This is a genomic window from Sinisalibacter aestuarii (assembly GCF_027923545.1).
Lineage (GTDB): Bacteria > Pseudomonadota > Alphaproteobacteria > Rhodobacterales > Rhodobacteraceae > Sinisalibacter > Sinisalibacter aestuarii.
Genome location: NZ_BROH01000009.1, coordinates 92,029 through 117,006, shown reverse-complemented (window position 1 = coordinate 117,006; position 24,978 = coordinate 92,029). Strand labels below are relative to the sequence as shown.

Here is a 24,978-nt window from a genome sequence, read left to right as displayed (position 1 = left end):
AGCGACACACCACAACCGGCCCCATCGCGGGGCCGGTTTTGTGTCTGGTCCTTCATCTTGCTCAAAATATCCCACGGGGGTCCGGGGGTGTGAAACCCCCGGCCCGGCCTCACAGCCTCTCGAACAGGCAGGTGAAGTGGCGCATCAGCTTCGGCTCCTTCACGATGCGGTAGCCGGTGAGGCTGTCTTTCACCTCCGCCAGCTCACCGAAGGCCTCGACGATGTAATCGGCATGGCTCTGGGTATAGGTGCGGCGCGGGAAGGCGAGGCGCACGAGGTCCATCGCGGCGGGGGTTTCCGACCCGTCCGGGTGGCGGCCGAACATCACCGTGCCGATCTCCACCGAGCGCACCCCGGCAATCTCGTAGAGCGCCACGGCCAGCGCCTGGCCGGGATATTCCAGCGGCGGGATGTGGCTGAGCCAGGCCCGCGCATCGACAAACACCGCATGGCCGCCCGCCGGCTTCACCACCGGCACGCCGAGCGCGTCGAGCTTTTCGATGATGTATTCGTTGGTGCGGATGCGGTAGCGCAGGTAATCCTCGTCGACGATCTCGCTCAACCCCTGCGCCAGCGCCTCCAGATCGCGCCCGGCCAGCCCGCCATAGGTGGGAAAGCCCTCGGTGCGGATCAGGTGGTTGCGCGCCTCCTCGGCCAGCGCATCGTCGTTCAGCGCCAGCCAGCCGCCGATATTGCCGAAGGCGTCCTTCTTGGCGCTCATCGTCATCCCGTCGGCCTCGGCGAAGCAATCGCGCACGATATCGGGGATCGTGCGGTCCTGCTGGCCTGGTTCGCGGCTCTTGATGAACCAGGCGTTCTCGGCGAAGCGGCAGCCGTCGATGAAGAAGGGCTTGCCATGGGCGCGGGCGATGGCGGCGGTGGCGCGGATATTCTCAAGGCTCACCGGCTGGCCGCCGCCGGCATTGTTGGTGATGGTGAGCATCACGCAGGGCACCGACGCGCCGTGCTCGCCGAGATAGGCATCGAGCCGGTCCAGATCCATATTGCCCTTGAACGGATGCAGGTTCGCCGGATCGCGCCCCTCGGCGATCACCAGATCGTCCGCCCCGGCGCCGGTGGATTCGATATTGCCGCGGGTGGTGTCGAAATGGGTGTTGGACGGGATCCGCTTGCCGGCACCGCCGAACACGTCGAACAGGATCGCCTCGGCGGCGCGGCCCTGGTGGGTGGGGATCACATGTTTGAACGGCATCAGCGCCTGCACCGCATCGCGGAAGCGGTAGTAGCTGGGCGATCCGGCATAGCTCTCGTCGCCGCGCATCACGGCGGCCCATTGCGCCGCGCTCATCGCGCCGGTGCCCGAGTCGGTCAGCAGGTCGATCAGCACATCGTCGGAATGCAGCGCGAAGACGTTGTATCCCGCCTCGCGGATCAGCCGCGCGCGCTCCTCGCGGGTGGTCATGCGGATCGGTTCGACGGATTTGATGCGGAAGGGTTCGATGATGGTTTTCATCGCGGGGCTCCTGAATTCCGGCCCCGGGGATTCGTGGCAACCTTTGCACGATGGGGCCGAAGCGCCGCGGTTGCCCGGATGCGTCCGGACCGCGCTCAGCGCCCATTGGGTTGCGCCCCGGTTGTCTCATCCTCCGGGCCGTGCCGTCAAGCCTTGACAGGCAGGGGCGAAACTGGCCCAAGGCGGGGATGAGCGACACGTCCAGAGGCATGGCGGCGATGATCGGGGCCACGGTGATCTGGGGCCTCTCGTCGCTTTATTACAAGCTTCTGGCCCATGTGCCGCCGCTCGAAGTGCTGGCGCATCGCACGCTCTGGTCGCTGGTCTTTTTCGGCGTTGTGCTGGGCCTGCGGGGCAGGCTGGGCGAGCTTGTCCGGCTGCTCGCCCGCCCGCGCAGCCTGGCGCTCGTCACCCTGGCGGCACTGGCGATTTCCGTGAACTGGTTCATGTTCATCTACTCGATCCAGACGGGCCATGCCGTCGAGGCGAGCCTTGGCTATTACATCTTCCCGCTGGTGGCGGTGCTGCTGGGGATGGTGGTGTTTGGCGAGCGGCTGACCCGGCTCAAATGGCTCGCGGTGTTGCTGGCGGTGCTGGCGGTGGGAGTGCTCACCCTCGGACTCGGTGTCGCGCCCTGGATCTCGCTGGGCCTCGCCTTCACCTTCGGTATCTATGGTGTGGTGAAGAAATTGCAGGTGGCGGGGCCGACCGTTTCCGTCACCGCCGAAGTGGTGGTGCTGGCGCCGTTGGCGCTGATCTGGCTCTGGGGTGTGCATATGCAGGGCTGGACCGGGGTTGTCGGGCGCAATCTCGGCGCCTTCGGCCAGTCCTGGCATGACAGCCTGCTTCTGATGTTTTCCGGCGTGCTGACGGCGATGCCGCTGATGCTGTTCACCACCGCCTCGCGCAGCTTGCCGATGGGCACGGTGGGGGTGATGCAATACATCAATCCCACGCTGCAATTCGTTATCGCATCTACTATTTTTCTAGAACCTGTGACGCGCTGGCACTGGATCGCCTTTCCGCTGATCTGGGGGGCGGTCGCGGTCTATTCGGTCGAGACGCTGCGTCAGGACAGGGCGGCGCGCAGGCTGGCGGCGAGCGTCGGCACGTCGGGCACCACGGCCATGTAGCCCTTGAGCGAGGCTTCCGCGAAGCCCTGCGCGATCACGTGGTCGACAAGGCCGATGAGCGGCTCCCAATAGCCGTTGGTGTTGAGCAGGAAGACGGGCTTGTCATGCAGGCCGAGCTGACGCCAGGTGAGCACTTCGAAGAATTCGTCGAGCGATCCGGCGCCGCCGGGCAGCACCACGATGGCGTCGGAATTCATGAACATCACCTTTTTGCGCTCATGCATGTTCTCGGTGACGATGAAGGCCGACAGATCGCGCTTGCCGACTTCGTGCCTGAGCAGGTGCACGGGGATCACCCCGAAGGTCTCGCCGCCGGCATTTTGCGTGGCATTGGCCACCGCGCCCATCAGCCCGACATCGCCCGCGCCGTAGACCAGCCGCCAGCCTTCCTCCGCCAGCGCGGCGCCGAGCGCCGTCGCCTCTTCGCGATAGGCGGGATCGGCTCCGAAACGTGAGCCGCAATAGACACAGACGGAGGCGGTTGCGGAACTCATGGCATCCCCTTTGGCGAAAGACTTTTGACCGGGTGTAGCCGGGTTGATAGGCTGCCACAAGAACCCAGCCGAAGAGCGGGCTCGCAGGGGATACGGGACATGAACATGGGCAAATTGTTTTCGGGCTGGGTCGGCGGATTGGTCGGCGCACTCATCCTGATTATCGTCGCAGGGCTGGGCTGGGTGCTGTTCGCACCGCCGGCGCAGGAGGATATGCCGCCTGCCGAGGTGGCTGCCGTGCCGGATACCCCGGCGGAGAGCGACGCGCCCGAGGAGATTGAGGCGCCCGTGGCACCCGCCACCGAGGACGAAACCCCACAGGTGGAGGCGCAAGCGCCGGAGGCCGCTCCAGCGGCACCCGAGGCGCCCGAGCCCCCCGAGGCGCTCGCGCCGGGGTTCGACGTGGTGCGCATCCGCCCTGACGGCAGCGCGCTGGTCGCCGGCCGGGCCGAGCCGGGCGCCGCCATATCGGTGATCGTCGATGGCGCGCCGGTGGCCGAAGCCGATGCCGATGGCGGGGCGAATTTCGTTGCCATGTTCTCGCTGCCGCCGATGGATGTGGACCGGGTGATGACGTTGGAAGCGCGCCTGCCCGACGGCACGGTGCTGCCCTCGGTGACGAGCGTGATCGTCGAAGGCGTCGAGATGCCGGAAGAAACGGTGGCGCTGGCCGATCCTGCCCCGGCGGAGATGCCGGGAGAGGCCGAAGCGCCCGCGCAGCCCACACCTTCCGCGCCGGCCCCCGAAACCGCCGCGCCGCCTGCCGAACCGGCGGCGGAGTCTGCGGGCGAGGCGATGGCCGCCGAAGCACCGGCAACCGGGTCGGAGGCCGTGGCGGAGGCCCCGGCTGCGCCGGAGGCGCCGAGCGCGCCGGCCACACCAAGCGCGCCCGCCACGCCGGAACCCGGCACGGCGCCTGAATCTGAGCCGGACGCCGCACCTGCGGTGGAACCCGCCCCCGAAGCCGCCCCGGCGCCAGCCGCCGAACCCGCATCACCGGCGCCCGAACCGGCGCCTGCCCCTGCCGCCGAACCGCCCGCGCCGCGCATCCTGCTGGCCGGGCCGGACGGGGTGCAGGTCTTGCAGGATCCCGGCCCGAACCCGCAACTCTCGATCGACGCGATCGCCTATGACGACCGCGGCGAAGTGGCGCTTGCCGGGCGGGGCCTGGGCGAGACCCGGCTCAACATCTACCTCGACAACGCGCCCGTGGGCAGCGCCGAGGTCGGCCCCGGCGGGCAATGGCGCGCACCGCTGCCCGATGTCGAAGCGGGGGTTTATACCCTGCGTGTGGACAGCGTGACCGCCGAGGGCAAGGTGATCTCGCGGGTCGAAACGCCGTTCCTGCGCGAAGAGCCGGCGGTGCTGGCGGCGGCGGGTGCGCAGGCGGCGGCGAGCGGCCAGCCGGTCTCGGCGGTCACCGTGCAGCCGGGCAATACGCTCTGGGCCATCGCCAAGGGCCGCTACGGCGAAGGGATCGAGTACTGGAAGATCTTCGACGCCAACCGCGACCAGATCCGCGATCCCGACTGGATCTATCCCGGCCAGGTCTTCACCCTGCCGGACAGTGACGAATAGCGCCGCCGCCGCGCCGGACCGGCGCAATGGGCGGGCCGCCTCTGGCCTTTTCGCGCCGCCGGGCCTATCTCACCTTCATCAATGAAGGGGACAGGCATGAGACGAGGCGGCGGGCGCACGACGATTTCCGACGAGATGGTGAGCGGAGCGCGCAAGGGGCAGGGGATGCGCACGATCCGGCGCGCGGCGCCGTATCTCTGGCCCAAAGGTCAGACCGAGATCAAGGTGCGCGTCGTTGTGGCGATGCTCTTCCTGTTTGCCGCCAAGCTCGTCGCGGTGGCCACGCCGCTGTTTTACAAGACCGCGGTCGATACGCTCACCGGCGAGGGTGAGGTCAGCAGCGCCTGGATGCTGGGGATGGGGGCCATCGGGCTGACCGTGGCCTATGGCGTGGCGCGGTTCCTGTCGGTCGGGTTCCAGCAATTTCGCGACTCGGTCTTTGCCAAGGTGGCGCAGCGTGCGCTGAGGGCGCTGGCGCTGGAAACGTTCCAGCACATCCACGCGCTGAGCCTGCGCTACCACATCACCCGCAAGACCGGCACGCTCAGCCGGATCATGGAACGGGGCGTGAAGGGGGTGGAATTCCTGCTGCGCTTCCTGTTGTTCAACATCGGCCCGCTGTTTCTTGAGCTGTTCATGGTCGCGGCGATCTTTTTCTGGCTGTTCGATGTCTGGTATCTGGCCGTCGTCGTCGCCACCATCGCGCTCTATGTCTGGTTCACCTTCACGGTCACCGAGTGGCGGGTGAAGATCCGCAAGCAGATGAACGACCAGGACCAGGAGGCGCACCAGAAGGCCATCGACTCGCTGCTCAACTTCGAGACGGTGAAGTATTTCAACGCCGACAGGCGCGAGGCCGAGCGCTACGACGCTTCGATGGCGGGCTACGAGACGGCGGCGGTCAAGACCTCGCAATCGCTTGCCTTCCTCAATGCCGGGCAGAGCTTCATCATCACGGCGGGCCTTGTCGCGGTGATGATCCTTGCCGCTATCGGCGTGCAGAACGGCCAGCTTACCGTGGGCGATTTCGTCATGGTCAACGCCTATATGGTGCAGATCACCATGCCGCTGAACTTTCTCGGCTCCGTCTACCGCGAGATCCGCCAGGCGCTGGTGGATATGGCCGAGATGTTCGATCTGCTCGAACAGCCCGCCGAGGTGACCGACAAGCCGGGGGCGGCCCCGCTCAAGGTGACCGGCGGCCATGTCCGGCTCGACGCCGTCGAATTCGGTTACGATCCGGCCCGACCGATCCTGCATGGCATCACCGTCGATGTGCCCGCGGGCGAGACGGTGGCGCTGGTCGGCCCGTCCGGCTCGGGCAAATCCACCATCGGCCGGCTGCTGTTCCGCTTCTACGACGTGAGCGGCGGGGCGGTGACGATCGACGGGCAGGATCTGCGCGACGTGACGCAGGACAGCGTGCACGCCGCCATCGGCGTGGTGCCGCAGGATACGGTGCTGTTCAACGACACGATCCGCTACAATATCGCCTATGGCCGGGCTGGCGCCAGCTTTGCCGAGATCGAGGCGGCGGCGAAGGCGGCGAAGATCCACGATTTCATCATGTCGCTGCCGGAGGGCTACGAGACGGCGGTGGGCGAACGCGGGCTGAAACTTTCGGGCGGCGAGAAGCAGCGGGTGGGGATCGCCCGCACGCTGCTGAAGAACCCGCCGATCCTGCTGCTCGACGAGGCCACCAGCGCGCTCGACACCGAGACCGAGCGCGATATTCAGGTGAGCCTCAAGGCGATGGGCCAGGGCCGCACCGTGATCACCATCGCGCACCGGCTCTCGACCATCGTCGATGCCGACCGGATCGTGGTGCTGGAAAACGGCGTGGTCACCGAAGAGGGCACCCATGACGCGCTGCTGGACCGGGGCGGCAAATACGCCGCGATGTGGGTCCGGCAGGCGGCCGAGGAAGAAGAAGCGGCGGCGTGACGGAGGCGGTGGATCACCGGGCGGTGCGGTTTATCTTCCTGTTCTCGCTCAACAATTCCGGCACCACGGTCATGGCGCGTTACCTGGCGCAGCAGACCGGCGGCTATCTGCCGCCCTATGGCAACAACGAGGGCCAGATGGCGCCGGCGGTCTGGCGCCAGATGAGCCACGCCTGGGACGATCCGGCGCGCCCGCTCGACTGGCGGTTCATCCGGCGTGAATGGGAGCGGCTCGCGCGGCGGGCGGGCAAGGATCTGTTCATCGAGGCCTCGCCGCCCGACTTTCTGCGCGCCGATGCGATTTTCGAGACCTTCGGGCCGGATATGCGGGCGGTGTTTTCCGCCGCCTCGCCGTATTTCTTCGTCGCCTCCGTGCTCTACAATTACGCCAACCCGCCGCTCAGCCGCAAAGCGGTGCAGGACGCGGCACGGCGCTGGCAGCGGCGGGCGCGGTTCATGCGGCAGGCGGTCGAGGCGCATCCCGGGATCGGACGGATCTCTTACGAGGATTTCTGCGCCGCGCCTGAGGTGCTGAACCGCGCGCTCGGGATCGAGACCCGCCCGCTTGGCACGATCATCGGCAAGGCCAATGAACGAACCCGCGGGATCGAAGACCAGACCCGCCGCCAACTTGCCTTTCTCACCGCGCAGGAATGGGACTGGGCCAATGCGGTGCTGGCGAAAGATCCCGAACTGGTGGCCTTTTTCGGCTATGAGCTGCAGAGCGGCGCAGCGCTTCTTGCCGAGGCCGGGCGCGATCCGGCGCAGGCCGAGGCGGGCCGCGCCCGGCGCGACGGCTGGGCGCCGCGCTGGCGGCGGCTCGGCATCGGGCAGGTGATCGACCGGCTTTCGCTGCGGGCGCAGGCGCAGCTGATGCGCTTTACTCGGCGGCCCTGAGCGGGTTGCCGTCGGCGTCGCGGTTGTCGTCCGCGTCCCCGGCCTCGTCGTCCTGCGGCGCGCTGTTGGCCGCCGTTCGGGCGCTGCCATGGTCGCGCAGGACCGTCTCCACATCGGTGAATGCCGGGGCCTCTTCACCCTCGTCGGGTTCCGCCTCGTCGCCGAAATCCCAGACGAGGTCGCCCAGCGGCGTCTTGCGGGCCGCCTTGGTCAGTGCAATGTCGCGCGCCGCGCGGCTGGCGCCGCCGAGGGTGAGCGCCTTCAGCCGGGCCACGGAGCCATAGGCGCCCCTGGCGATCCAGATGCGCAGCGCCAGCATGGCGGGGGTGAAGATCAGGGTGAGCACCGTGGCGATGCCAAGGCCGAACACCACCGCGGTGGCGAGCTGGGTCCACCACAGGGCGGTGGGCGCGGCAACAGAGTAGCTGCCGCCGATGAAATCGAAGGACAGGGCGAACATCATCGGCGTCAGCCCCGCCATCGTGGTGATCGTGGTCAGCAGCACCGGGCGGATCCGGTCTTCGGCGGTGCGCGCGATGGCCTCCAGCTTCGGCATGTAGCGCGAATAATCCTGGTAGGTGTCGATCAGGACGATGTTGTTGTTCACCACGATCCCCGCCAGCGCGAGAATGCCGGTGCCGGTCATGATCGCCGAAAACGCCTGGCCCATGACCAGCATCCCCACCAGCACGCCGGCGGTCGAAAGCACCACCGCGAGCAGCACCAGAACCGAGTTGTAGAGCGAGTTGAACTGCGCCAGCAGGATGATGAACATCAAAAACAGCGCCGCGCCGAAGGCTTTCGACAGGAAGGCCATGCTGTCGGCCTGTTCCTGTTCGTCGCCCGTCCATTCCCAGCCGATCCCGGCGGGGAGCGGCCCGGTGTCGAGCCATTCGGTGATCGCGGCGATCCGCTCCGACGGGGTGACGGGCACCTTGGTGTAGCGCGTGGCGCTGTCTTCGGCGATGCGCCGGTCGGCCTCGTCCAGCGTCATCACCTCGCCCGGATCGTCGCGGCCCGCGCGCAGGATCACCAGCCCCTCCGCCACCCCGGCGCGCAGGTCGAAGAAGCGCTGCTGATCGACCCGGTCGATCTGGCCCAGTGTCGGCACCGGCTTGCGGGTGACGAAATTCGACAACGGCACCAGCCCGTCATTGGTGCGCAGCCTGAGCGTGTCGAGCGTGGCGAGCACCCGGTCCTTCTCCGGTACGCGAACCCGGATCTCGATCTCTTCGTCCGAGCTTTCCACCCGCATCGTGTCGAGCAGGAGCCCGGTGGTGACGAGCTGCACCATGCCGCCGACGGTGGCCACATTGGTGCCATAGCGCCCGGCCGCCTCGACATCGACCTCAAGCTCCCAGTCGAGGCCGGGCAGGGGGCGGCTGTCTTCGATATCGGTGAGGCCCGGCATCGCGGCCAGCCGGGCATGGGTGATCGCGGTGGCCTCGGTCAGCGCCGCCCAGTCATCGCCGGTGAGGCGCAGATGCACCGGCTTGGCCGAAGCCGGACCCATCACGATGGGCATGATCTCGAAGCGAATGCCGGGCAGGCGCGCGAGCCGCGCCTCGATCTCGTCCAGCACGTAATCGCCGGCATAGCCGGGATCGACGCTGCGCTTCTCATAGGGGATGATCCCCAGCAGCCGGGCGGGTTCGACGGTGACGGGCCGGTCGTCCCAGGCGGTCATTTCCACCTGCACCTGGCCGATCTGGTCGCGCGGGCCGCTGGCGCCGGCGGTGTTCTTCGAGATCCCGCCCTCACCGGCGAAGGCGAACACGTTGGTCACCCCGGTCACCGCGCGCACCGCGTCGGAAACCTCGGCGACCATCGCGTCCTTCTCCTCGATCGAAAGGTTGCCGCGGGCCCGGACATAGACGATGGCCTGTTCCGGTTCGAGATCGGCGAAGAATTCCATGCCGTTATTGTGGTCGCGGTAATAGAGGAAGGTTTCGGCGATGAAGGCCAGAACCAGCGCGATGGCGACCAGCGGCATCACCGGGTTGCCGGTGATGAAGGCGATCAGCCGCCCGAACGGGCTGCGCCGGTAGCCGGCCACGATCTTCTTCGGCGCGCGGTGGATCTTCACCGCGTCGAGCGCCACGGTGGTGAGCGTGGCGAAGCCCGCGAAGAGAACGAGGCCGAAGGTCATCGCCACGGGGCGGGCGATGGTGTCGGGCAGCAGGTAGCCGGGGTTCAGAAGCTGCATCGCGCCGAGGAACAGCCCCGCCGTCGCCAGCGCCACCAGTCCAAGGCGCAGCACCAGCGGCAGCGGGCGCAGCACGTTGGAGCTGCGGTCCAGCGTGCGGCTCATCCGCCCGGCAATGCCGCCGACGATGGGCAGGAAAACCAGCGCCACCACCAGCGAGGCGGTGAGCACAAAGATCAGCGTGAGCGGCAGCATCTCCATGAATTCGCCCGCCACACCGGGCCAGAGCAGCATCGGCAGGAAGGCCGAAAGCGTCGTCGCCGTCGACGACACGATCGGCCAGAACATCCGCTTGGCCGCCTCGACATAGGCGTGCATCGGCCCGGTGCCCTCGGCGATCCGCTTGTCGGCGTATTCCACCACCACGATGGCGCCGTCCACCAGCATCCCCACGGCGAGGATCAGGCCGAACATGACGATGTTGTTCACCGCAAAACCCAGACCGGCGAAGAGCGCGAAGGTGAGCAGGAACGAAGCGGGGATGGCGAAGCCCACGAGCAGGGCCGAGCGCATTCCGAGGCTCGCCAGCACCACCACCATCACCAGCGCGATGGCGGTGATCACCGAGCCTTCGAGCTGGCGCACCATGCTGGTGACGGTCACCGATTCGTCGTTCGAAAACTGCACCTGCACCGCGTCGTGCAGCGCCTGCGGCCACTCGGCGCGCGCGCCTTCGACAACGGCGCGCACCTGGGCGGCGGTGTCGATCAGGTTGAAGCCCTTGCGCTTGACCACCTGCAGCGCCACCGTCGTCTCGCCGTTGAAGCTGGCGGTGCCGGTGCGGTCGGCGAAGGTGAGGCGGATGGTGGCGAGATCGCCCAGCGTCACCACGCTGTCGCCGTTCACCTTGACCGGCAGGGCATAGATATCGGCCACCTCGTCGAAGCTTGAGGGGATCTTCACCGCATTGGCGCCGGACGGGGTGGTGATCGCGCCGGCGGCGATGAGCTGGTTGTTCTGCACCACCACGTTGATCAGTTCGGCGGCGGTGACGTTGTAGGCTTCCAGCTTCAGCGGGTCGATCTCGACTTCGAGCATCTCGTCGCGGTAGCCGGTCAGCGTGGCCTCCAGCACCGCGTCGATCCCCTCGATCTTGTCCTGCAGATCCTGCGCCAGCCGGATCAGGCTGCGCTCGGGCACCTCGCCGGTGAGGTTGACGATCAGAAACGGAAACTCGGAAAAGTTGAACTCGTTGACGCTGTAGCTCTCGGCCCCGGCGGGAAAGTCGGCCTCGGCGCGGTTCATCGCGTCGCGCACATCGGCGATCACCTTGGAGCGGTCCCAGCCAAACTCGAATTCCAGCACCACGCCGGCATAATTTTCCGCCGCCGTCCCGGTCATCTTCTTCAGCCCGTCGAGATCGCCGAGCTCGTTCTCCATCGGCTGCACCAGCAGCCGCTCGCTGTCGGCGGCGGAGATGCCGGGGAAGGGGACGGAGACGAAGAGCGCCGGCACCTCGATATCGGGCTGGCCCTCTTTCGGCAGGCCGATATAGGCGGCGACCCCGGCAATCAGCGACAGGGCGATGAAGGCGAGCACCATGCGCGCCCGGGATGCGGCCCAGTCGACGATATGGGTCATGTGCCGCTCTCCCGCATCGTCACGGCGAGGGCGACGCCGTCGGTCACGTAATCCTGGCCGGAGACGATCACCGTGGCGCTGTCGGCGAGGCCGGCAACCCAGACGCCTTCGCGGGTGTCGCGCAGAAGCTCGACCGGCACGAACCGGGCGACATGCCCCGCGCCCTGCGGCTCGGCGATCCGCACGCCGAGCGTGCCCGCGTCATCGAGGGTGAGCGCCGATTGCGGCAGCAGATGCGCCATCCGGCCCTCGGAACGGATCAGGATTTCAGCGGTCTGGCCGTCGCGGATCGAGAGATCGGCATTCGCCACCTCGGCCTCGACGCGGAAGGTGCGGGTGGCGCTGTCGGCGGAGCGCGAGACGAAGGTGACCCGGCCCGGCACCTCGCGGCCCGTGGAAAGCCGCGCGCCCACCTGCGCGCCGGGGGCGATGCGCTCCACATCCACCTCGGCGACGAAGCCGACAAGGCGGATCGGGTCGAGGTCGATCAGCCGGGCGCAGGGGCTGCCGGCCATCAGCAGGCTGCCGGGCTCGGCGGTGTCGCTCTCCAGCACGCCATCGAACGGCGCGGTGATGCGGGTATTGGCGATGTCGCGCTCGGCCTGGGCGACCGCCGCGCCGGCGGCCTCCATCGCCGCGCGCGCCGAGGCCACCCGGGTTTCGGCGGCAAAGCCGTCGGCGGCCAGCGCCTCGGCATTGCGCAGCACCAGCGCCGCTTCGTCGCGCGCCGCCTGCGCCTGGGCCAGCGCCGCCTCGCGCGTGCCCATGTCGATCTCGCACAGCACATCGCCTTCGGTCACCAGCCGGCCCTTGGGGATGGCGGGCGAGACGACCTTGCCGCTGGTCTCGGCCATCAGATCGAGCGTGCGGGCGGCCTCGGTGCGCCCGCGCAGCACCACCGCGCTGTCGATCTCGCGCGCCGTCGAGGCGATGGCGATGACCGACACGCCTTCGGGCATGGCATCGCCCGCGGCAGATGTGTCTGGCGCGGGGGCGACGGCGGCGGCAGGCTCGGGCTCGAACCCGGCGATCCCGCGCAGTGTGTCGCGCTGGAAAACGAGAAGGAACAGGACGCCAATGGCGGCCAGCGCGGTGAGGATCGGAATTGGGCGCATGTCTGATACACAATCCAGCGGTTCGGGCGCGGTGTCGCGCGCCGATAATCCTTTCCGAGATAAGGCGAAATTGCCGCCCGCTCAACCGGAACGCGCCAATTTGCCGCCAGATGTTGCGGCTTGCCGCCACTTTTTGCGCAACCCTTGGCAATGATCGCGCCTTCGCGTTAAAGAGGGGCAAATCTTGCGGAGGCCGAGCACGTGTCAAACCACGAATCCTTCATCGACGAGGTGACCGAGGAGGTCCGCCGCGACAAACTCTATGGCGCCTTGCGCAAATATGGCTGGATCGGTGTGGTCGCCGTGGTGCTTGTGGTCGGCGGCGCGGCGGTGAACGAATGGATGAAGGCGCGCGATCGCGCGGCGGCGGAAGCCGTCGGCGATGCGATCCTCGCCGCCGTCGAGACCGAAGATGCCGGTGCCCGCGCCGAGGCGCTGGCCGCGGTGTCCGCCGGCGGTGAGACGGCGGTGCTGCTTGGCCTGATCGAAGCCGCCGAGGCGGGCGATCCGGCTCAGGCCAGCGAAACCCTTGCCGCGCTGGCCGCCGATCCGTCGCTGCCGGTGCTCTACCGTGATCTCGCGGCGCTGAAGCGGGCGATGCTGCCCGGCGGTGTGGTCGATGCCGAAACCCGGCTTGCGGCGCTGGAGCCGCTGACCGCGCCGGGCGGGGCGTTCCGGGTGCTGGCCGAGGAGCAGATGGCGCTGGCTGAGATCGAACTTGGCAACACCGATGCCGCGCTGGCCCGTCTGCAGGCGCTTTTGACCGATACCGAAGCATCTGGACCCTTGCGCCAAAGGGCCACACAGTTGATTGTGGCGCTGGGAGGCGATCCCGCCGCCGCAGGCTGAGCGCCGGGGCGGACGACAACAGAGAAGAGCAGATGAGCAGATGAGCTTGGGGGGCAAGCGGGTGGAAAAGATGAAGGCGATGCGGAACCTGGCCCTTGTCGGTGCGATGGCCCTGGCGGTCACGGGATGTTCGAAGGAACTGATCCTCGACGGTTTGCGCGAAGACATCCGCAGCCCCGGCTATGACACGACCGATCCGCAGGCGGTGGCCGGAGCCACCGAAGTGGCGGGCGAGCGCACCGCGCCGTTCGAGAACCAGGCCCGCGCGATCAGCCTTGGTGCTGCGGGGGCGCCGTCAAGCTGGACCCATCGCGGCGCCAATGCCCAGCACAGCCTGCCCCATGCCACGCTGTCGGCCCAGCCGGTGCTGGCCTGGAGCGCCTCGGCCGGTGCCGGCAACGAGCGCAAATACCGCATCACCGCCGAGCCGGTGGCCGAAGGTGGGCGCGTTTTCACGATGGACAGCCATGCCAATGTGATGGCCCATGCGGTGGGCGGCGCGACGCTGTGGAGTGCCAATCTCACCGCGCCGGGCGAGCGGGACGGCACCGCCTCCGGCGGCGGCCTCGCGCTGGGCGACGGCAAGCTCTTCGCCACCACCACCCAGGGCGAGCTGGTGGCGCTCGATCCCGCCTCCGGCAATGTGCTGTGGCGGCAGAAATTCGAGGCCGCGGTGAACGGCGCGCCGACCGTGTCGGGCGGGCAGGTCTTCGTCACCACCGGCAATTCCGTGGCCTATGCGGTGAACACCGATACCGGCCGGATCGGCTGGCGCCTTGCCGGCGTGCCGACGCAAAGCGGCGTTTCGGGCACGGCTGCCCCGGCGGTGAGCGGCAATATCGTGCTCTTCCCGCTGGCCAATGGCTCGATGCTGGGCGTCGACGCCGCCAACGGCACTGTGCGCTGGAATGCCCGCGTGGCGGGCGACCGTCCGGGCCGCGCCCGCCGCGTGCTGCAGGCCTTTACCGGCGAGCCGGTGGTGTCGGGCGACATGGTCTTTGCCGCCACCGCGTCGGGCCGTGCCGTGGCGATCGGCCTCAACGATGGCCGGGCGCGCTGGAATGTCGAGGAGGGCGCGCAGGGCACGATGAGCGTGGCCGGCGGTTCGGTCTTCTTCGTCAATGACGAGGCCCGGCTGGTGCGGCTCTCGGCGGCCAGCGGCGAAAAGATCTGGGAAGTGGCGCTGCCGCGCTATGAGCGCGCCGACAAGCCGCGCAAGCTCAAATCGGTCTGGCCGGCTTTTGGCCCGGTGCTGGCCTCGGGCCGGGTCTGGATCGCGTCGGGCGATGGCTTCCTGCGGGCGTTCAACCCGGAAGACGGCACGCCGCTGGGCATCGTCGAGCTGCCCGCCGGCGCGGCCAGCCGGCCGATCATCGTCGGCGGCATGATGATGCTGATGACCGAGAAGGGCGACCTGATCGGGATGCGTTGATGCCCGGCGCGAACGGGTGTATGACGCGCGCTTCGCTGTCCGGGGATAGGTCATGACGTTCACCCTCGCCATCGTGGGCCGGCCCAATGTGGGCAAATCCACGCTCTTCAATCGCCTTGTGGGCAAACGCCTTGCGCTGGTCGACGATCAGCCCGGCGTTACCCGCGATCTGCGCGAGGGCGAGGCGCGGCTCGGGCCGCTCCGCTTCACCGTGATCGACACGGCGGGGCTGGAGGAAGCCACCGACGAGAGCCTGCAGGGCCGGATGCGCAAGCTGACTGAGCGGGCGGTGGAAATGGCCGATGCCTGCCTGTTCCTGATCGACGCCCGCGCCGGGGTACTGCCGACCGACGAGGTCTTTGCCGATATCCTGCGCCGCAAGAACGCCCATGTGATCCTCGCCGCCAACAAGTCCGAGGGCCGAGCCGCCGAGGCCGGGCTGATCGAGGCCTGGGGGCTGGGGCTGGGCGAGCCGCTGGCGCTGTCTGCCGAGCATGGCGAGGGGATGGCCGAGCTTGCCGCCGTGCTCACGCCGATTGCCGAGGAAATGGCCGAACGCGCCGCCCGCGTGGCCGCCGAGGCGCCCGAGACCGATGTGAGCGTGTCGGACGAGGATGACGACGAGGCCGTGCGCAAGCCCACCCGGGCGCGGCCCTTGCAGGTGGCGGTGGTCGGGCGGCCCAATGCCGGCAAGTCCACCCTGATCAACAAACTCATTGGCGAGGAGCGGCTGCTGACCGGCCCGGAAGCCGGGATCACCCGCGATTCGATCTCGCTTGCTTTCGACTGGGGCGATGTGCCCACCCGCATCTTCGACACTGCGGGGATGAGGAAGAAGGCGAAAGTTCAGGAAAAGCTTGAGAAATTATCCGTCGCAGACGGGTTGCGCGCGGTCAAGTTCGCGGAAGTGGTGATCGTGTTGCTGGACGCGGCAATCCCCTTCGAGCAGCAGGATCTGCGCATCGCCGACCTTGCCGAGCGCGAAGGCCGCGCCGTGGTGGTGGCGGTCAACAAATGGGATGCCGAGCGCCACAAGCAGGAAAAGCTGTCGGAGTTGCGCGAAGCCTTCGAGCGGCTCTTGCCGCAACTGCGCGGCGCGCCGCTGGTGACGATCTCGGCCAAGACGGGCAAGGGGCTCGACCGGCTTCACGCGGCGGTCATGCGCGCGCATGAGACGTGGAACGCCCGCGTCTCCACCGCGCGTCTCAACCGCTGGCTTGAAGGCATGGTCTCGGCCCATCCGCCGCCCGCGCCGGGTGGCCGCCGGATCCGCCTGCGCTACATGACCCAGGTCAAGACCCGGCCCCCCGGCTTCGTGGTGATGTGCTCGCATCCCGACAAGCTGCCGGAAAGCTATTCGCGCTATCTTATCAACGGGTTGCGGGATGACTTTGACATGCCCGGCACGCCGATCCGGCTGCATATGCGCAGCCAGGCCGAGAAGAACCCCTACAAGGACAAGAAGAACTGGGGCGCCCCCTCGCGCCTGCGCAAGCATCTCGACAAGCCGAAGCCCAAAAAGGGCTGACGGCTTCTTTGTTCACCAGGCGTCGGGGGGCAGGCGGCGGGCCTGCCCTCAGTTCAGATAGCTCAGCGGGTCGACGCTGAGCGTGCCTTCGCGCACCTGGAAGTGCAGGAACGAGGGGTTGGCGGCGCGCACATTGGCGATGACCTGGCCCGCGCTCACGCTGTCGCCCTTCTCGACCTTGATATTGTCGATCCCGGCATAGACGGTGAGCAGATTGCCCGAATGGCGCAGCACCAGGATCGGCACCTGATCGGTGTCGCGGGTGATCGCCGCCACGGTGCCGGCGGCGGCGGCGCGCACCGATGCCCCGGCGCTGGCCGAGATGTCGATCCCGTCGGTCTTGCCCTTCTCGAAGGCCCGCACGACGCTGCCATCCACCGGCATCGTCATCCGCGCATTGGAGGCGGCGGTGCGCGCGGCGCCGAGGCCGGGCGAGCTGGGGGCGGCGGTGGCGGCGGCCGGCGCCGCCGTTTCGGTGGGCAGCGGTGTGCCCGCCGAGGGCGGCACCGGGGTGGCCGAACCCACGCCGGGGGCCTCGGCAAGCGCGGCGCTGCGCACCGGCTCCACAACCACCGGGATCAGCAGGTATTGGCCCTCGCGCACCGACAGGGCGCTGTCGAGGCTGTTCCATTCGGCCAGCGACCGCACCGACACGCCGTAATTGCGGGCGATGGAATAGGCCGTCTCGCCGCGCGTCACCTGGTGGCGCACCGGTTCCGGCCCGGCGGCGGCGCTGCTTGCGGGCGCAGTGCCGGAGCCGACACGGTCAAGCGCGTTGCCGGCCAGCGTGGTCACGTCGATCGTGCCGCCCGCCGTGGCCGAGCCGGGCGTGCCGGCGCTGCCCACCTGGCGCGGCAGGGCGATGATCTCGCCGCCGCGCAAGGCGGTTTCGGGCGGGATGCCGTTGTAGCGGCCCAGTTCGTTCGGGCCGAGGCCGAGACGGCCCGCCATCTGGGCGATGGTCTCGCCCTCGCGGGCGACGGCGACATCGTAGGTCGGGTAGGAGATCACGCCGCGCGCATCGGGCGTGGGCCTGGCGGCGGTGCGGGCGTCGCGTGCCGCATCGGCGGTGGTGAAGCCGCCGGCAAAGCCGCGCATGTCGAAATCGAAATCGCCCATGCCGCCGTCGCCGCAACTCGCCAGCGCCAGAAGCGATGCCGTCACGAAGCCGAAGCGCGCGGAAAATCGGGTCGGGAAAGTCATGCTCTTGTCCTTTTCACCCCGGTCCGGGGCCTGCCTGTTCGGAGCGCTCTTGCGGCGCCTGCCGTTGCTGCCTTTGCCGGCCCCTGAAGCCAGGGCGCGCGGCCACTCATACGTTACCCCAGCCCCTCCAGAAGGGGCACGAACCTCACCGGCATGAGCTCCTGATAATCATACCCCGCATTCAGGCGCGTCACTTTCAGAAGCGTCTGCACGGCGTCGGACTGCCCCACCGGCAAAACCATGATACCCCCGATCGCCATCTGAGCCAAGAGCGGGCCCGGCGGGTCTTCCGCCGCCGCGGTGACGATGATCCGGTCGAAGGGCGCCTGCTCGGGCAGGCCGAAGCTGCCATCGCCGGTGATGGTGGTGATATTGTGCAGATCGAGCGCGTCGAACACCGCCCGCGCCTCGCGCACCAGCGTGCGGTGGCGGTCGACGGTATAGACCCGCCGCCCGAGCCGGGCGAGGATCGCCGCCTGATACCCGGAGCCGGTGCCGATTTCGAGCACCTTGGATTTCGGCTGCACATCGAGCGCCTGGGTCATCAGCCCGACCACCGAGGGCTGGCTGATGGTCTGGCCCGAGGCGATGGGCAGCGGCATGTCTTCATAGGCGCGGTCTTCGAAGATGCCCTTGACGAACAGCCCCCGGTCCACCGTTTCCATCGCCGAGAGCACCCGCTTGTCCGTGACCCCCTTCGAGCGCAGCGCGAAGAGAAACTGCATCTTGCGTTCCGCGTCGCTGGCGGCCGGCGGGGTCATGAAAAGACGCGCTCCAGATCGGCCAGCCGGTCATGGGCGGTAAGATCGGCGCGCATCGGCGTGACCGAGATATAGCCGTCGAGATTGACCGCGGCATCGGTGCCGGGCGCGGTCGGCTCGTGCTGCGGCCCGCCCTTGACCCAGAGAAAGCGCCGCCCCGAAGGCGAGAGCGTGGGTTCGGTCGAGAAGACGGTATCGCGCCGCCAGCCCTGCGCGGCGGGGCGCACGCCCTGCACCCGCGCGGCGGGCAGGGGCGGGAAATTGACGTTGTAGAACAGCCTGTAATCCGCCCCGTCGTCCCAGGGCGCCGCGTCCAGCAGGCGCCGCACCACGCCCGCGCCATGCACCCGCGCGGCCTCGAAGATATCCGGCGCGTCGATGTTGTCGGGGCCGAGATATTGCGACAGGGCGATCGCGGGCAGGCTTTGCAGCGCCGCCTCCAGCGCCGCGCCGATCGTGCCGGAATAGAGCGTGTTCTCGGCGGCGTTGTTGCCCCGGTTCACGCCCGACAGCACCAGATCGGGCCGCCCCGGCATCGCATCGCCAAGCGCGGCCAGCACGCAATCGGCGGGCGTGCCCTCGGCGGCGAAGCGGCGGGGCGCCAGTTCGGCCAGCATCATCGGGCGCGAATAGGAAATGCAATGGCCCACGCCCGATTGCTCGAAGGCCGGGGCCACGATCCAGACCTCGCCCCCCGGTCCGGCAATGTCTTTCGCGATGGCTTCGAGCACGTCGAGACCCGGAGCGTTGATCCCGTCGTCATTGGTGATGAGAATGCGCATATGGGCGGCCTGTTGGTGGTGTCTCGTCAATAGGCGAGGGGCGCGGGCGGAGCAAGCCGGGCCCGCCCGGCCGCGCATCGCCGCCGCGGCATTGTTGCCAAGATGAATCAGTCGTGGTGGGTCAGGCGAGGATTTCGGGCAGCAGGCGCCTGGCTTCGTCCCAGGGCGAGGCCAGCTCCGAACGGTCCTCGCCCGGGTGGAAACGCGCGCGCATCGCGGTGGCAAGCGGCTTCGGCTCGACGATCTTCACCTTCGGGCCGATGCGCTGCGATTCCTTCTGCCAGCTCCCGGCCAGCGCCATCTGCGCCGCCTTGGTCGCGCCATAGCCGCCATAAAAGCTCTCGCCCGCATGATCGTCGCGGAAGAACACCGCCGTGCCGGTCTCGCCCAGCAGCGGCGCGACATAGGCGATCAGCCGCGCCGTGGCCTCGACATTCACCTTCAGCGATTTCCCGAAATCCTCCTCCTGCAGCGCGAGCTGCGCGGTGGGGGTGAGCTGCATCGCCTCGATCGCGGTGTGGACCCAGAGATCGACCTTGCCCCAGCGGTCGTAGATCGCGCGGCAAAGCTGCGCCATCGCCTCGGCATTGGCGATGTCCATCGGCGCGAGCGTGGCTTCGCCGCCCGCCGCCTTGATCCTGTCGTCGATCTCTTCCAGCGCGCCGGTGGTGCGCCCGACTGCGACGATATGGTGGGTCGGCGCAAGCTCCACGGCCAGTGCCGCGCCAAGGCCGCGCGAGGCGCCGGTGATGAGGGCGATCTTCTCCGACATGCTTTTCCTCCGGGGTCAGGTGGGCCTTCGTATCTCACCCGGCGCCGGGCGTGTCCAGTGCGCGAAAGCGCCGCGTCAGCCGAGTTCGGCCAGCCGGGCGGCGACGATCTCGGCCACGAGGGCGGCGGGCAGCGGCGCATCCGGGGTGAAGCGGATCGTGCCCTTGGCGGTGGAGAACCCGGCGAGCTTGTCGGCGAAGCGCGCCACAAGCTCGCCCTCGAACACGTAAAGCCCGCAATGCGCCCTCATCGCCGCGTAGCCGACCAGCACCTTGCCGGTGCCGGGGCCGATGCGGAAGGCGGGCACGCCGTAGGAAAACACCTCCCGCGCCTGCGGTGCGGCGGCTTTGATCTGGTCGCGCAGCGCCATGAGCGCCGCCCGCTGATCGGCGGGCAGGGCGGCGAGATAGGCGTCATGGGTTTCGGGCTTTGCCATGCGGCGAGCCTGCGCCCGTGCGGCGCGCAGGGCAAGCCTGCATCTTCACCCTTGCAGAAATACTCATTCCCCGCCGGCCATCCCGCGCGCCGGCGGCGGCGCGGCGCGCTGTCACCCGCCGGGCAGGTCCAGCCCCCAGGGATAGGGCCGCAGGAAGGTGGCATTGCCATTGGCAAGCTCCAGCACCGCGCCGGCGGGCGAGACCTCGATCAGCCGGCCAAGTGCGATGCGCTCGCCTTCCATCCCCGAGATCACCGCCCCGTCGCCCATCCGGATGAGCGCCCGCATCGCGCCCTCCGGCCCGGCCACGCCCACCAGCGCCGCCTCGTCCAGCGGCATCACCGCGCGTTTCGTCGCCTCTTGCGCGACAAAGGCGTTGGGCGCGCCGCCTAGGGCGCTGGATGTGTCCGACATGCCGCTCTCCGCTCGTGCCGGGGCAAACCTAGCGGGGCAGGGTTAAGGCGGCGTTAGCCTTCGAGCAGCGTGGCGATGTCCTGCCCGGCCCCGGCATAGATCGCGGCGAGCCGGGCGGTGGAGATCCCGTCGCTCTGGGCGCGGTTGAGGGCGGTGCCGGGCTGCGGTTGCAGCCGGGGCGGCTGGCCCGCCGGGCCGGGCACCAGGTTGCAGGGCACCGGCTCGGCCTGGGCGAAGCCGGGCAGGCTGTTGCCGAGCCAGGCGAAACTGCCGCGAAACGCCTCGCCGCCCGCCCGCGCGGCGAGGAAGGCGCGCCAGCTGTCTTCCGAGACGCTGGCCCAGCTCTCGAAGCCGAAGACCGTGCGCGCGCCCGTGATCGGCAACAGCAGAAGCGCGCGCAGGAAGCGGTGGCCGGCGAGGGTGCAATAGAGCGGCGACAGGCTGTCTTCGCCGATCTCCAGCGATTTCTCGCCCGGCGGGATCGGCCCGTGCGGCCAGCCATCCGGCGCGGCGAAGGGCAAAGATACCATCCCGCCCCGCGCCATCAGTTTTTGCCAGCGCGGGTCTTCGTCGAGCGGGGCCGTCTCGCTCATTCGGCGGCGGCCTTCACCTCGAAGCCCTTGGCGATCATGTCCGACGGCGCCACCGGGTATTCGCCGGAGAAGCAGGCATCGCAATATTGCGGCTGTTGCGGGTCGCGCCCGGCGGCTTCGCCGGCGGCGCGGTAGAGCCCGTCGAGCGAGACGAAGCGCAGGCTGTCGACGCCGAGATAATCGCGCATCTCGTCCTCGGTCATCGTCGCGGCCAGCAGTTTGGAGCGCTCGGGCGTGTCGACGCCGTAGAAGCAGGGCCAGGCGGTGGGCGGGGAGGCGATGCGGAAATGCACCTCCTTGGCGCCCGCGTCGAGGATCATTTCCTTGATCTTGCGCGAGGTGGTGCCGCGCACCACGCTGTCATCCACCAGTACCACGCGCTTGCCCTCGACCAGCGCCCGGTTGACGTTGAGCTTGAGGCGCACGCCCATGTTGCGGATCTGCTCGGTGGGTTCGATGAAGGTGCGGCCCATATATTGGTTGCGGGTGATGCCGAGGCCGAAGGGAATGCCGCTTTCATGGGCATAACCGATGGCGGCGGGCGTGCCCGAATCCGGCACCGGGCAGACCAGATCGGCCTCCACCGGCGCCTCGCGCGCCAGTTCCACGCCGATCTGGCGGCGGGTTTCATAGACCGAGCGGCCGCCGATGATCGAATCGGGGCGCGAGAAATAGACATGCTCGAAGACGCAGAAGCGCGGTTTGACCGGGCGGAACGGGCGGCGGCTTTCGATCCGGCCATCGGGCGAGATCACCACCATTTCGCCCGGCTCGATCTCGCGGACATATTTGGCGCCGATGATGTCGAGCGCGCAGGTCTCCGACGACAGCACCCAGCCATCGCCGTCGCCGATCTGGCCCAGCACCAGCGGGCGCACGCCGAGCGGGTCGCGCACGCCCATCAGCTTGGTGCGGGTCATGGCAACCACGGAAAACGCCCCCTCGACCCGGCGCAGCGCATCCTCCATCCGGTCGGGGATGGATTTCGCCATCGAGCGCGCCATCAGGTGGATGATGCATTCGGTATCGGAGGAGGACTGGAAGATCGAGCCGCGCTCGATCAGTTCGCGGCGCAATTCCTCGGCATTGGTGAGGTTGCCGTTATGGGCAATCGCCGCGCCGCCCATCGAAAATTCGCCGAAGAAGGGCTGCACGTCGCGGATCGCCGCGCCCTTGGCCCCGGCGGTGGAATAGCGCACATGGCCGATGGCGATGGGCCCCGGCAGGGTTTCCATCAGGCTGGCCTTGGTGAAATTGTCGCGCACATAGCCGAAGCGGCGGGCCGAGTTGAAGCCGGCATCCATATCGTGGCTGACGATCCCGCCTGCCTCCTGGCCGCGATGTTGCAGCGCGTGCAGGCCCAGGGCCACGAAGTTCGCGGCATCCTTGGGGCCGATCACGCCGTAGACGCCGCATTCCTCCTTCAGCTTGTCGTCGTCGAAAGGGTGGGCGGGCGGCATGGTGGCGCAGGAGGTCATTTGCAGCGAATCCTGAGGGCGCGGGATGGCCCTCTCATAAGGGCTCGCGCGCGGCATGTCACCCGCCAACGGGCCGGATGTGACGCTTCGATGACACTTCGTCGCGTCCTTTGACCGGGCGGAAAAACATTTTCCGCCATTGCTCCGGGCGCGGCTGCCCGTGCCACGGGCGCCTGCTCAGGGTTTCAGGTGCAGCGCCTTGAACATGGCGCGCCGTCCGTCCTGCGCCATCCGGCGGGCGTTGTCGGCGCGCAGCCTGTGGGCGCGGCGGATGTAGAAATCGGTGTCGATCGAACCGTCTTCGCGGCGGCGGGGCGTTTGCGGGAAGGTATCGCGGGCCATTGGAGCGCCTTTCTTCTGGGATCACGGCAATGGTCCAAGCATGGCGCACAGGGCGACGGCCCGCTTTCAGACCGTCTTGAGACGGTCCTGTGTTTTTCCTGATTTTCACCCTTCGGCCCCCGCATGCCTTTGATAGCCGTGGGTTTGCGGGGCATTTCCTGCTAGGCTGACGAATGGAATTCCGCTTCGCCGATTGTATCCTCGACGTTTCGAAACACCGCCTTCTGCGCGCGGGCAAGGCGGTTGACGTCGAACCGCAGGTGTTCTCCCTGTTGCGGCTCCTTGCCGAAAAGGGCGGCGATCTGGTCACGCGCGACGACATGATCGAGGTGATCTGGCAGGGCCGCTTCGTGTCGGACTCGACCATTTCCGCGCGGGTCAGCGCGGCGCGCAGTGCCGTGGGCGACAATGGCCGGGCGCAGGCGGTGATTCACACCGTGGTGTCGCGCGGGATACAGCTCGTGGTGCCGGTCGAGAGCACGCAGACGCCGCCGCCAGCGGCTGCGCGGGCGCCCCGTCCGCCGATCCGCCTGGCCGCGGCCGCCGATGGCACCGGGCTGGCTTGGTGCGCCACCGGCGAAGGCCCGGCCCTGCTGCGCGGCGGGCACTGGCTGACCCATCTCGAACTGGATTGGGACAACCCGGTGTGGCGCCCGCTGCTGGAGTGGCTGGGGCAGGGGCGGCGGCTCATTCGCTACGATATGCGCGGCACCGGGCTGTCGCAGCGCGATGGCGGGGCGCAGACGCTGGACTTGCTGGTCGACGACATGAAGGCGGTGGCGGACGCGGCGGGGGCGGATACTTTCGACATCTTCGCGCCCTCGCAAAACGTGCCCGTCGCCATTGCCTTTGCGGCGCGATACCCCGAACGGGTGCGCCGGCTGGTGCTGCTCGGGGGCTTTCTTCAGGGCGCGGCGATCCGTGGCGTCGAAGACAAGGAATTGTCCGACGCCTTCGTGGCGCTGGCGCGCAAGGGCTGGTCGGAACACGGTGCGGCCTATATGCGCGCCTTCGCGGCATTTTTCATGCCCGACGCCACGCCGGAGCAGGTGGCGTCCTTTGTCGAGATGCAGCGCGCCTCGATCTCGCCGGAGGGGGCGGTGGCCCTCCGGCGCGCGATCTCGCGCCTCGATGCGTCGGACTATGCCGCGCGCGTTGCCGCGCCTACGCTGGTGGTGCATGCCCGCAACGATGCGATGCAGCCCTTCGCACAGGCACAGATCCTCGCCCGGACGATTCCCAACGCGCAATTCCTGGCGCTGGAAAGCGCCAATCACATTCCGCTGCCGCAGGATCCGGCCTGGGAGCTGCTGATGTCGGAGGTCGGGGCGTTTCTGTCAGACGGCTGACGCGGATTATTCCGTGGCGGTGTCTTGCGTCGTTGTGCCCGGAACCGCCCCGGTGCAGGACGACACCAGCGCTTCGTAGCGCTCGACGATCCAGCCCGGCGCATCGTCGGGGATCTGCTCGTCGATCTTGCCGGAGGTGCGCGCGAAGATCTTGGCGGTGCGCGAATTGTCGACCATCGGGAAGCTCTCGGTCACGATCACCCGATCGTAGATCACCAGCGCGATGGCCACCAGCAACAGCCCGCGCAGCACGCCGAAGACGAAGCCAAGCGCCTGGTCCACCCCGCCGAGCGCCGAGCGCTGGATGGCGGAGGAAAACAGCGGCGTGAACAGCGAGACAATGACCAGCGCCACCGCCAGCACACCGGCGAAGGAGGCGATCACGCTGAGTTCGCAGCTATCGGCGATGAAATCGCGCAGAACCGGGATTTCCTTGATCAGCGGCACGGCGCGGGGGGCGAAGATATAGGCGACCACCGCGGCGACGATCCATCCGGCGATCGACATGCCCTCGCGCACGAAACCGCGCGAATAGGCGAGAATCGCCGAAACCAGGATAACCAGCGCCACCACGCCGTCGACAATCGTGAACCCGTCCATGTGCTGTCCTGTTCTCCGG

General features: G+C 68.3%; 23 protein-coding genes. 9 read left to right on the top strand and 14 right to left on the bottom strand.

Annotated features, from left to right (window positions below; genetic code table 11):
• Window positions 1-109: 109 nt before the first annotated feature.
• On the bottom strand, window positions 110-1,474 hold the full coding sequence (locus tag QMG28_RS14775; RefSeq protein WP_281843087.1) for a tryptophanase: 1,365 nt from the start codon (window positions 1,472-1,474) through the stop codon (window positions 110-112).
• A 188-nt stretch (window positions 1,475-1,662) separates the two neighbouring features.
• On the opposite strand from QMG28_RS14775, the gene rarD reads away from it, so the two are divergent.
• The gene (rarD, locus tag QMG28_RS14770) at window positions 1,663-2,607 is read left to right on the top strand and encodes an EamA family transporter RarD (protein ID WP_281843086.1); all 945 of its coding nucleotides are present in this window, start codon (window positions 1,663-1,665) and stop codon (window positions 2,605-2,607) included.
• Here rarD and QMG28_RS14765 read toward each other — a convergent pair.
• The gene (locus QMG28_RS14765) at window positions 2,544-3,101 is read right to left on the bottom strand and encodes an LOG family protein (RefSeq protein WP_281843085.1); all 558 of its coding nucleotides are present in this window, start codon (window positions 3,099-3,101) and stop codon (window positions 2,544-2,546) included. The two genes, rarD and QMG28_RS14765, sit on opposite strands and share 64 nt — an antisense overlap.
• A 105-nt stretch (window positions 3,102-3,206) precedes the next feature.
• Between QMG28_RS14765 and QMG28_RS14760 the strand changes: the two genes are divergently transcribed.
• The 3 genes from QMG28_RS14760 to QMG28_RS14750 all read left to right on the top strand — a co-directional run bounded on the left by QMG28_RS14760 (window position 3,207) and on the right by QMG28_RS14750 (window position 7,519).
• A complete protein-coding gene (locus QMG28_RS14760) occupies window positions 3,207-4,679 on the top strand; it encodes a LysM peptidoglycan-binding domain-containing protein (RefSeq protein ID WP_281843084.1) in 1,473 nt (490 codons plus the stop codon).
• 135 nt (window positions 4,680-4,814) lie between these two features.
• Window positions 4,815-6,623: an ABCB family ABC transporter ATP-binding protein/permease gene (locus tag QMG28_RS14755; RefSeq protein WP_281843145.1), complete on the top strand. Its 1,809-nt coding sequence runs from the start codon at window positions 4,815-4,817 to the stop codon at window positions 6,621-6,623.
• Window positions 6,620-7,519, top strand: a complete 900-nt coding sequence (locus QMG28_RS14750; protein WP_281843083.1) for a hypothetical protein — start codon at window positions 6,620-6,622, stop codon at window positions 7,517-7,519. The genes QMG28_RS14755 and QMG28_RS14750 overlap by 4 nt, the downstream gene beginning before the upstream one ends.
• Here QMG28_RS14750 and QMG28_RS14745 read toward each other — a convergent pair.
• Window positions 7,503-11,306: an efflux RND transporter permease subunit gene (locus tag QMG28_RS14745; RefSeq protein ID WP_281843082.1), complete on the bottom strand. Its 3,804-nt coding sequence runs from the start codon at window positions 11,304-11,306 to the stop codon at window positions 7,503-7,505. The two genes, QMG28_RS14750 and QMG28_RS14745, sit on opposite strands and share 17 nt — an antisense overlap.
• Window positions 11,303-12,421, bottom strand: a complete 1,119-nt coding sequence (locus tag QMG28_RS14740) for an efflux RND transporter periplasmic adaptor subunit (RefSeq protein ID WP_281843081.1) — start codon at window positions 12,419-12,421, stop codon at window positions 11,303-11,305. The genes QMG28_RS14745 and QMG28_RS14740 overlap by 4 nt, the downstream gene beginning before the upstream one ends.
• On the opposite strand from QMG28_RS14740, the gene QMG28_RS14735 reads away from it, so the two are divergent.
• The 4 genes from QMG28_RS14735 to der are packed head-to-tail and all read left to right on the top strand — an operon-like array spanning window position 12,420 to window position 16,230.
• The gene (locus QMG28_RS14735) at window positions 12,420-12,575 is read left to right on the top strand and encodes a hypothetical protein (protein WP_281843080.1); all 156 of its coding nucleotides are present in this window, start codon (window positions 12,420-12,422) and stop codon (window positions 12,573-12,575) included. The two genes, QMG28_RS14740 and QMG28_RS14735, sit on opposite strands and share 2 nt — an antisense overlap.
• Before the next feature lie 47 nt (window positions 12,576-12,622).
• On the top strand, window positions 12,623-13,270 hold the full coding sequence (locus QMG28_RS14730) for a hypothetical protein (RefSeq protein WP_281843079.1): 648 nt from the start codon (window positions 12,623-12,625) through the stop codon (window positions 13,268-13,270).
• Between the two features lie 40 nt (window positions 13,271-13,310).
• Window positions 13,311-14,702 carry an outer membrane protein assembly factor BamB family protein gene (locus QMG28_RS14725; protein WP_281843078.1) on the top strand — a complete coding sequence of 464 codons (1,392 nt, stop codon included), beginning with the start codon at window positions 13,311-13,313 and terminating at the stop codon, window positions 14,700-14,702.
• Between the two features lie 52 nt (window positions 14,703-14,754).
• On the top strand, window positions 14,755-16,230 hold the full coding sequence (gene der, locus QMG28_RS14720) for a ribosome biogenesis GTPase Der (RefSeq protein ID WP_281843077.1): 1,476 nt from the start codon (window positions 14,755-14,757) through the stop codon (window positions 16,228-16,230).
• Between the two features lie 48 nt (window positions 16,231-16,278).
• Here der and QMG28_RS14715 read toward each other — a convergent pair whose 3' ends face one another.
• From QMG28_RS14715 to QMG28_RS14675, 9 genes are all read right to left on the bottom strand, one after another.
• Window positions 16,279-17,433, bottom strand: a complete 1,155-nt coding sequence (locus tag QMG28_RS14715; RefSeq protein WP_281843076.1) for a peptidoglycan DD-metalloendopeptidase family protein — start codon at window positions 17,431-17,433, stop codon at window positions 16,279-16,281.
• A gap of 113 nt (window positions 17,434-17,546) precedes the next feature.
• Window positions 17,547-18,194 carry a protein-L-isoaspartate(D-aspartate) O-methyltransferase gene (locus QMG28_RS14710; RefSeq protein ID WP_281843075.1) on the bottom strand — a complete coding sequence of 216 codons (648 nt, stop codon included), beginning with the start codon at window positions 18,192-18,194 and terminating at the stop codon, window positions 17,547-17,549.
• The gene (gene surE / locus QMG28_RS14705) at window positions 18,191-18,976 is read right to left on the bottom strand and encodes a 5'/3'-nucleotidase SurE (RefSeq protein WP_281843074.1); all 786 of its coding nucleotides are present in this window, start codon (window positions 18,974-18,976) and stop codon (window positions 18,191-18,193) included. The genes QMG28_RS14710 and surE overlap by 4 nt, the downstream gene beginning before the upstream one ends.
• Before the next feature lie 121 nt (window positions 18,977-19,097).
• Window positions 19,098-19,748: an SDR family NAD(P)-dependent oxidoreductase gene (locus QMG28_RS14700; RefSeq protein ID WP_281843073.1), complete on the bottom strand. Its 651-nt coding sequence runs from the start codon at window positions 19,746-19,748 to the stop codon at window positions 19,098-19,100.
• A 75-nt stretch (window positions 19,749-19,823) separates the two neighbouring features.
• Entirely contained in the window at window positions 19,824-20,183 is a 360-nt protein-coding gene (locus QMG28_RS14695) for an iron chaperone (protein WP_281843072.1), read from the bottom strand.
• Between the two features lie 111 nt (window positions 20,184-20,294).
• Window positions 20,295-20,597 carry a hypothetical protein gene (locus QMG28_RS14690; protein WP_281843071.1) on the bottom strand — a complete coding sequence of 101 codons (303 nt, stop codon included), beginning with the start codon at window positions 20,595-20,597 and terminating at the stop codon, window positions 20,295-20,297.
• 53 nt (window positions 20,598-20,650) lie between these two features.
• Complete coding sequence (locus QMG28_RS14685; protein WP_281843070.1) at window positions 20,651-21,190, bottom strand: DUF2199 domain-containing protein; 540 nt, start codon at window positions 21,188-21,190, stop codon at window positions 20,651-20,653.
• Window positions 21,187-22,650 (bottom strand): amidophosphoribosyltransferase, encoded by a 1,464-nt coding sequence (purF, locus tag QMG28_RS14680; protein ID WP_281843144.1) that lies wholly within the window; start codon window positions 22,648-22,650, stop codon window positions 21,187-21,189. The genes QMG28_RS14685 and purF overlap by 4 nt, the downstream gene beginning before the upstream one ends.
• Window positions 22,651-22,845: 195 nt before the next feature.
• On the bottom strand, window positions 22,846-23,010 hold the full coding sequence (locus tag QMG28_RS14675) for an RSP_7527 family protein (RefSeq protein WP_281843069.1): 165 nt from the start codon (window positions 23,008-23,010) through the stop codon (window positions 22,846-22,848).
• A gap of 173 nt (window positions 23,011-23,183) precedes the next feature.
• Here QMG28_RS14675 and QMG28_RS14670 point away from each other — a divergent pair, with 173 nt between their 5' ends.
• Entirely contained in the window at window positions 23,184-24,359 is a 1,176-nt protein-coding gene (locus QMG28_RS14670; RefSeq protein ID WP_281843068.1) for an alpha/beta hydrolase, read from the top strand.
• Window positions 24,360-24,365: 6 nt separating this feature from the next.
• Here QMG28_RS14670 and QMG28_RS14665 read toward each other — a convergent pair whose 3' ends face one another.
• Window positions 24,366-24,959 (bottom strand): CvpA family protein, encoded by a 594-nt coding sequence (locus QMG28_RS14665; RefSeq protein WP_281843067.1) that lies wholly within the window; start codon window positions 24,957-24,959, stop codon window positions 24,366-24,368.
• Between the last annotated feature and the right edge of the window lie 19 nt (window positions 24,960-24,978).